The sequence below is a fragment of the Lysinibacillus sp. FJAT-14745 genome (assembly GCF_001275675.1).
Lineage (GTDB): Bacteria > Bacillota > Bacilli > Bacillales_A > Planococcaceae > Lysinibacillus.
The window spans coordinates 112,751-120,664 of the sequence record NZ_LITM01000005.1 but is presented as its reverse complement, the minus strand read 5'-3'; the positions used below and the strand labels follow the sequence as shown (position 1 = coordinate 120,664).

Below are 7,914 nucleotides of genomic sequence, written 5' to 3'. Positions count from 1 at the left end.
GCAGGAAAGCGAGTAGCCCGTAGCGGAAATCAGCCTCTTTGGATGTATAAAAATGGTTAATCAACACACCTGATAAATTATTTAAAATACGGTGAAATATTTACTGATCGAAGGATTTGTTGTTGATAATTTACTTATACCTTTTGGTACGGAAAAAGCTTCTTCTATGAAGTTCAATAATATAACATTGGATTAAAATGTATACCATGAATATGAGTTGATTGGAGTGGAGGCTGGGCGACTCCTTGGGGATCAGCGTCACAGATGAGACCCTGGAGCGAGCAACGCGAGTGAAGCGGCTCATCGGACGCCCCCAGGAAGCTTTGCTCTGTGCGAAAGCGTAGTGCTAACGTAGCGGCAGCAACAAAGCGCCCAGCCGGAACGGAAATCAACCCCACGCTATGATGGCGAGCCTTAAATTAATAAATACCTTGAGAAAAGAATGATTATGGCAAATTTGCTACTATCATTCTTTTTGTTTTGGTAAATGGAAAAAATGGGGAGTGTGTTCGGGCAATAGTATTGTAAAAAATGCTACAATAAAAGAAAAAAAGAAGAGGCGATGCACGTGGATAACGTCATTGATTTTATTGCAAAGAAAAGAGAACGCGAAGAAAGACAACGAGCGCAGGAATTAGAAAAGTATGTTGCGACACAATGTAATTTTCAGCAACCAGAAAATATTGATGCACTAGTTGATGGAAAAATGATTGAGGTCAAGGACCATACGTTATTTTTAGGTTTTCTCTCGATATTAAAAGATGAAAAAATTGAACCACTTGATATTTTTCAGGATGTTTTTACATTAGAACCTGCCTACTTTGAGATGTCCTACAATATGAGATGGTGGTCAGTTGTACAGCTTGCCTTTACATTTTTAACAATTTTAAAGGAAAACGAGCCGCATACATATGCAGATTTTCTTGGTTTATAAACTGAATCTAGAGTGTGTGCACGTCTTGGAAAGTTACATAAACGTGCGCATACAGAACTAGATTCCTCCTTACTCCTCTAAAACTTTTACAATCCCCCTTCAATTAATAATTGTTCATAGATTTTCATAATTCCTTAATAATTTTTACTGAATATTTTAACGTCCTCCATACTTGCTTAATGTTTGTTTTCTAACATAAGTGTTGTAAGGCAAATGAAAACAAACATAAACAAATGGAGGTTCCAACTCATGGCAATTCAAAAGTTGTGGAAGAAAGGTCTAATCGGAGCATTAGCAATTTCAATGTTGGCAGCTTGTTCTGACGGTTCATCTAGTTCGAATGAAGTGAAAAGTGATTTGACACTTGAAGAGATCACGAAAAAAGCAAAAGAAGAAGGAACTGTAAATTCTGTCGGTATGCCAGATACATGGGCTAACTGGGTAGAGACTTGGAGAGATCTTGGTACTGAATATAGCCTCAAGCATAAGGATACAGACATGTCGAGCGCTGAGGAGCTAGCAAAGTTTGAGGCAGAAAAGGATGATGCCACTGCGGATATAGGTGACGTCGGAATTGCTTTTGGGCCGATTGCCAAGGACAAAGGTTTAACATTACCGTACAAAACATCTTATTGGGATGAAATACCTGACTGGGCAAAGGATGATGAAGGACATTGGATCGTGGGTTATACTGGAACCATTTCATTTTTAACTGATAAAAACAACGTCAAAAATGCCCCGAAATCTTGGGAGGACATTAAAAACGGAGATTACACTGTCAGCATTGGTGATGCTTTAACAGCGAATCAAGCACAGTTTGCTATTTTAGCAGCTGCAATGGCATTTGGTGGCGATGAATCGAATATTCAACCAGGAATAGACTTTTTTGCAGATTTAGCAAAACAAGGGCGTTTAAAAGGAGATCCAACTGTAGCGAATTTAGAAAAAGGCGAAATTGACGTAGCCATCCTATGGGATTTTAATTCACTTGGCTATCGACACCAAATTGATGAGAAACGTTTTGATGTCGTCATTCCATCAGAAGGCTCTGTAACATCAGGCTATGCAACGATCATTAATAAATACGCAAAAAACCCTCATGCAGCAATGCTTGCTCGTGAATACATTTTATCAGATGCAGGGCAAGAAAATTTAGCGAAGGGTTATGCTCGTCCAATTCGTGACAAGGTTCAATTGTCTCAAGATGTTCAGAAGCTATTACTGCCTGAGGAAATGTACAAAAACGCACAGCCAGTAAAAGACCAAAAGAAATGGGAAGAAACAACAAAGCAAATTCCACAACTATATCAGGAGCAGGTATTAATTCATGGAAAATAATAAAGTTGTCTTAATTGTCGTCGATGCACTTCGCTTTGATACAGCCTGTACCCATCTGGGATTTATGCACCATTTAGTTGAACGTAAGATTGCAGCACGCTACAAGGTTTGCTCAGAGGTCCCGTCACTATCAAGGCCTTTATATGAAACGATTTTAACGGGGACACCACCCATTGTACATGGAGTAACGAGCAATATGACAGTGCGTTTATCCACGCAAAATAGTCTATTTCATTTAGCGAAAGAAAACGGTCTGTCTACAGCAGCAGCTGCCTATTATTGGGTCAGTGAGCTATACAATCGTGCACCATTTGTGCATATGGAGGACAGGTTACAATTAGATACTCAATTGCCGATTGAGAATGGCATGTTCTACTTTGAGGATCACTATCCAGACAGTCATTTATTTGCTGAGGCTGCTTGGCTAATGGATAATAAGCAACCCGATTTCTTATATATTCATCCGATGAATGTAGATGATGATGGTCATAAATTTACAGCTGACTCGGCACAATATCGAAATCGTGTTTTAGCAGTGGATGCTTTATTATCTTTATTTATCCCAAAATGTCTTGCGCAGGGCTATGAAGTGATCGTGACAGCTGATCATGGGATGACGAGTGATGGTAATCATGGAGGCACGACAGCTGAGGATCGTCATGTACCGATGTTTGTTATTTCGAATCACGTTAAAGCAGGCATTAAGGATGAGATTGTCTCACAGTTACAAATTGCTCCGCTGTGCTGTCATTTATTAAATATCGAACCTTCTGAAGAAATGGTTCCGCTGTTATTAGAAGGGATGCATTCTTTGAAAAAGGTTTAATTATCAACATTATTCAGGCGTGTTAGGGAAGCTTCCAGCAGGGAAATTGAGTAGCCCTTATTAGAAATAAGTTCTCTTATTGGCTCATCATTAAAAAAGTTGGGATGCCATTTTTAAAACGTTGTATTAGTTGATTGGAGTGGAGGCTGGGCGACCCCAGGAAAGCGCCCAGCCGGAACGGAAATCAACCCCACGTTATGGTGATGAGCCTTCTAATTAATAAAAATGGTTAATCAAAATGGCCGCTATTAAATAAAGAAAGAAGTGATTGTTTTGATTTCGAAGCGGCAGACAGTTGCCTGGCTTTCTCCTTTTCTAGTACTTGTCTTGTTATTTTTCTTAGTACCGTTACTGTATATGCTAATCACAAGCTTTCAAAATAGTGATGGTTTTACACTTGCACAATATCAATCTGTACTAACGAATGATTACATTTTACAAGGCTTTACAAATAGTATTACACTGTCCGTTATTTCGGCAGTCATTGCCTTAATCGTTACCTTATTTGCGGTTTATGCGATTATGAGATTTTCTGAACCAGTACGTGAAAAGATTTTAATACTGACAAATTTAACATCAAATTTTTCAGGTATTCCGTTAGCATTTGCATTTATCGTATTACTTGGCAATAGTGGGCTTTTTACATTGCTATTTGATAAATGGGGTATTGGCACATTATCGTCCTTTTCTCTCTATAGCTGGGGTGGTTTGTTACTGATTTATATTTATTTTCAGCTACCATTAGCATTAATGCTGTTATACCCAATTTATGATGGAATTCAGCAACAATGGAAGGAAGCTGCGGCACTACTTGGAGCTTCTACGTGGCAGTTTTGGATGAAGATTGGGGTCCCTGTTATGCTTCCTGGGATCGTTGGAACATTTAGCGTATTGTTTGCCAATGCAATGGGAGCGTATGCTTCAGCCTATGCGTTAACTGGCAGTAATTACAATTTAGTAGCCATTCGTATTGGTTCTCTTATTAAGGGAGATATTTTTGCCCAACCAGAGCTGGCAAGTGCTATTGCCGTAATACTAGCAGTAACGATGGTGACGGCAATGCTGTTAAGCGAATGGAGCATTTCGAAAACAAGGAGGAAATTATAGTGAAAAAAAGAGGCTTTGCTGATTTATTTTTCCTCCTATTAGTGGTGTATTTAGTGTTGCCAGTTGTTGCAACAATGCTTTACGCCTTTGCGACGAATTGGAATAAGACCATTATGCCAGAAGGATTGACATTTAAATGGCTTGCTACATTATTTCAGGATGCAGAATTTATACAGGCGTTTGGACGTTCTGTTTTATTGTCGAGTGGTGCTGTAGTGATTGCATTGCTCGTTATCGTACCGGCTATTTTTGTGATCGTGTTGTATTTTCCAAAATACGAAAAATGGATTCAGATGGCTGTTGTGATGGTGTATTCATTTCCAGGAATTATTTTAGCAGTCGGACTCATTCGTGTTTACAGTAAATTTGGTGTGCCGATGATTTTAGTAGTTTTAGGAGCCTATGTTGTCGGTATCCTACCATACATTTACCAAGGGACACGCAATAGTTTGCGAAATGTAGATGCACGGCAGCTTTTAGATGCAGCACAATTACTGGGAGTATCGAAATTGCAGGCATTTACCAAAATATTGTTACCTACTGTTTACCCAGGTTTATTTGCTGGTGCATTATTATCGTTTTCCGTTCTTTTTGGAGAGTTTGTACTGATTAATCTTGTGGTGGGTTCTCGCTTTGAAACAGTGCAAATTTATTTAATGAAGAAACTTAATACAAGTGGACATATTGCTAGTGCAGTTGTCTTGATTTATATCGTTCTTATGGGCTTATTAACGTTTGCTATTGCAACATTAACGAAACGATCGAAAGGTGCTACAAATCTATGAGTTATATTGTGATTGAAGGACTTCATAAAAAATATGGATTAACGACGGTTTTATCAAATATAGATATGAAGATTGAAAAAGGTGAATTTATAACTCTTTTAGGTCCAAGTGGCTGTGGTAAGAGTACCATTTTACGTATTTTAGCAGGCTTAACAGATGCATCTGCAGGAAAAATTATCATTGAAGGTAAGGATATGATGGGTGTTCAATCAAAGGATCGTCAGGTTGGTATGGTGTTTCAATCATATGCACTATTCCCAAATATGACGGTGAAAGAAAATGTAGCCTTTGGTTTACGCATGCAAAAAGTAAATATTGCTGAAGTGGACCAACGTGTTCAAGAAATGCTTGAGATCGTGCATTTAAGTGAAAAAGCCAACGCATATCCGAAAGAATTATCTGGCGGTCAGCAGCAACGTGTTGCCCTTGCTCGTGCTTTAATTGTACGTCCAAAGGTATTGCTGTTAGATGAGCCGCTTAGTGCACTCGATGCCCAAATTCGTAAGAAACTTCAAGCTGACTTAAGATCTATCCAACAAAAGCTAGGCATCACGATGATTTTAGTGACGCATGACCAAGAGGAAGCGATGGCTGTTTCAGATAGAATATTTGTTATGAATAATGGAATGATAGCACAAAGTGGAACACCTACTGCGATTTATACAAGCCCTGAAAGTGAATTTATCGCTAATTTTATCGGACATTACAATGTCTTTACGCGTCAAGCTCTAGAGAAAATGATTGGCGAGACATTGCCAAAAGAATACTCCAAATTCGCGATTCGACCAGAAGCCATTCATCTTGATCAGAGACAAGGGGATGTTTGTATGACTGGAGAGGCGAAGCAGTCATTAATGAGCGGCAATGTTATTCGAACAACTTTAGAGGGAGAATGTCTCTTTACGATGGAGCAGCTACACCAACGAGGGCGTTCGTTTGAGCTGGGTAAGAAATATATGTGTTATGTAGCGAAAGAAGATGTGATTGCATTATCATGACCTATGCAAAAATTGAACGTTTCGAATTTATTTTAAAACAGTTAGAGGTTGATGGGAAAATTGTTGTTGCCAATATTGCAGAAGAATTACAAGTGGCACCAGAAACGATTCGTAGAGATTTTGATGAGCTAGAACAACAGCATTTATTAACGAGAGTACATGGAGGAGCTGTAAAGTATACGAACGTTAGAAATGAACCAGCATTTTTGCGGAAGCTTCAAATGCAAAAAGAGGCTAAACGCAATATAGCTCGTTTAGCTGCTAGACGTATATGTGACGGGGATACAATTGCGGTTGATACAGGTACAACGACGGTGCATATTGCAGATTTTTTATTGGCAGTCAATGATATAACTGTCGTAACCAATTCGATCGCTGCAGCTGTACAATTTAATTTGGCTATTGAAGAGCGGCGGATGACTGGGAAGGTCATATTACTTGGAGGAACGACAAATCCAAGGCAATCCTCAATAACAGGAGCAATGACGTTGGAGTTATTAGGGAATATGAATTTTGATAAAGCATTTATATCGTGTGGTGGTATAAGTGAAGGCATCGTATACGATTATGATTTGGATGAATCGTTAATTTCTAAAAAAATGCGTGACCGTAGCAAGGTGAACTTTTTATTAGCGGATGCATCTAAAATAAATGGTACGTCCTTTTATCAAATATGTCACATAGAAGAGTGTTCGGAAATTCTTTGTGATATAGCTTGCCCATTGGAGTGGCAAGTGTATGAGGAAAAGTGGACGGTATGCAATGGAGGGAAAGGCTGATGATTGATTATCATGTACATTTAGAGGAGGGCCCATATTCATTTCGTTGGCTAGAGCGTACTTCTCAGGCAATTAGATTTTTTAATGAAGATGAAGGAATAGCTAAAGGTTCTAAAGCGTTTATAGAGTTGCAAATGCAGCAGCTATCAAAGCGATTACAGAATGGCTGTTTTAGTGAGGAATGGTTAGATTTATATTTACAACAAGCAAAGCAGCTCGGTTTGCGCGAGGTTGGAATTGTGGACCATCTATATCGTTTCAAGGAGACGCGAGCATACTTTGAGCGTTATATGCAGTTAGATGACAATGAAGTTGGTAGAGCTCAGCGCTACTGGCTTGATCGTGTGATGACGGAAAACATGGATGATTTTGTGTCAGCTATTAATCAAGCAAAAGAGAAATGGAGTCATCATGGTATCTCCTTAAAGCTTGGCATCGAGGCAGATTATTTTGTCGGTGGTGAGGAAGAATTAGCAGCATTGCTAGAAGGATATCCATGGGATTATGTCATCGGATCTGTCCATTTTGTGGATGGCTGGGGCTTTGATAACCCTCAAACACAATACATATTTGAGGACATGGATGACGCAACTTTACAGGGAAACTTTGCTCGATTTTTTGCTACAGTAGAAAAAATGATCCTCTCGAATATGTTTGATTTTGTGGCACATTTGGACAACTTTAAAGTATTTGACTATCAAGTGGAGGATACGGTTTTTCTTGATACTTGGTATGAAAGAATCGCAAAGGCACTTGTGACAACACAAACTGCCACTGAAATAAATGCTGGCTTATATTATCGCTATCCAGTAAAGGAAATGTGCCCCGGACCCCGTTTTTTGCAAATTTTAATTGACCATGATGTAGCCTTTACAGTTTCCTCAGATGCGCATTTCCCAGACGATTTAGGTAAGTATACATTTGCCAATGCAAATTTGCTTAAGAGCTTTGGTGTTCAATCGATTGTCGTCTTTGAACAGCGTATGAGAAAAGTAATTGAGATATAGCACACACTGTTGTTTATAAATATATAGGCACTGAAACAAAAATGAGGTTTCTTAGGAAATTCATTTTTGTTTCAGTGCCTTTCATTAATTTAATCGTATTAGTTACATAAGTACAAGACAGATTGCATACATATGATTAA

General features: G+C 38.8%; 8 protein-coding genes. All 8 read left to right on the top strand.

Features of this window, described 5'->3' with window-relative positions; translation table 11 throughout:
• The first annotated feature begins 562 nt into the window (after nt 1-562).
• The 8 genes from AMS59_RS07950 to AMS59_RS07915 all read left to right on the top strand — a co-directional run bounded on the left by AMS59_RS07950 (nt 563) and on the right by AMS59_RS07915 (nt 7,774).
• Nucleotides 563-934, top strand: coding sequence for an ELKS/Rab6-interacting/CAST family protein (locus AMS59_RS07950; RefSeq protein WP_234007712.1), 372 nt, complete (start codon nt 563-565; stop codon nt 932-934).
• Between the two features lie 249 nt (nt 935-1,183).
• Complete coding sequence (locus tag AMS59_RS07945; RefSeq protein WP_053483215.1) at nt 1,184-2,272, top strand: ABC transporter substrate-binding protein; 1,089 nt, start codon at nt 1,184-1,186, stop codon at nt 2,270-2,272.
• Complete coding sequence (locus AMS59_RS07940; RefSeq protein WP_053483214.1) at nt 2,262-3,098, top strand: alkaline phosphatase family protein; 837 nt, start codon at nt 2,262-2,264, stop codon at nt 3,096-3,098. The genes AMS59_RS07945 and AMS59_RS07940 overlap by 11 nt, the downstream gene beginning before the upstream one ends.
• Nucleotides 3,099-3,362: 264 nt before the next feature.
• Nucleotides 3,363-4,205, top strand: coding sequence for an ABC transporter permease subunit (locus tag AMS59_RS07935; protein ID WP_199777694.1), 843 nt, complete (start codon nt 3,363-3,365; stop codon nt 4,203-4,205).
• The gene (locus AMS59_RS07930; RefSeq protein ID WP_053483213.1) at nt 4,205-4,990 is read left to right on the top strand and encodes an ABC transporter permease; all 786 of its coding nucleotides are present in this window, start codon (nt 4,205-4,207) and stop codon (nt 4,988-4,990) included. The genes AMS59_RS07935 and AMS59_RS07930 overlap by 1 nt, the downstream gene beginning before the upstream one ends.
• The gene (locus tag AMS59_RS07925) at nt 4,987-5,988 is read left to right on the top strand and encodes an ABC transporter ATP-binding protein (protein WP_053483212.1); all 1,002 of its coding nucleotides are present in this window, start codon (nt 4,987-4,989) and stop codon (nt 5,986-5,988) included. Before AMS59_RS07930 ends, AMS59_RS07925 begins: the two co-directional genes overlap by 4 nt.
• On the top strand, nt 5,985-6,767 hold the full coding sequence (locus AMS59_RS07920) for a DeoR/GlpR family DNA-binding transcription regulator (protein ID WP_053483211.1): 783 nt from the start codon (nt 5,985-5,987) through the stop codon (nt 6,765-6,767). The genes AMS59_RS07925 and AMS59_RS07920 overlap by 4 nt, the downstream gene beginning before the upstream one ends.
• On the top strand, nt 6,764-7,774 hold the full coding sequence (locus tag AMS59_RS07915; protein ID WP_053483626.1) for a histidinol phosphate phosphatase domain-containing protein: 1,011 nt from the start codon (nt 6,764-6,766) through the stop codon (nt 7,772-7,774). Before AMS59_RS07920 ends, AMS59_RS07915 begins: the two co-directional genes overlap by 4 nt.
• Nucleotides 7,775-7,914: the final 140 nt, after the last annotated feature.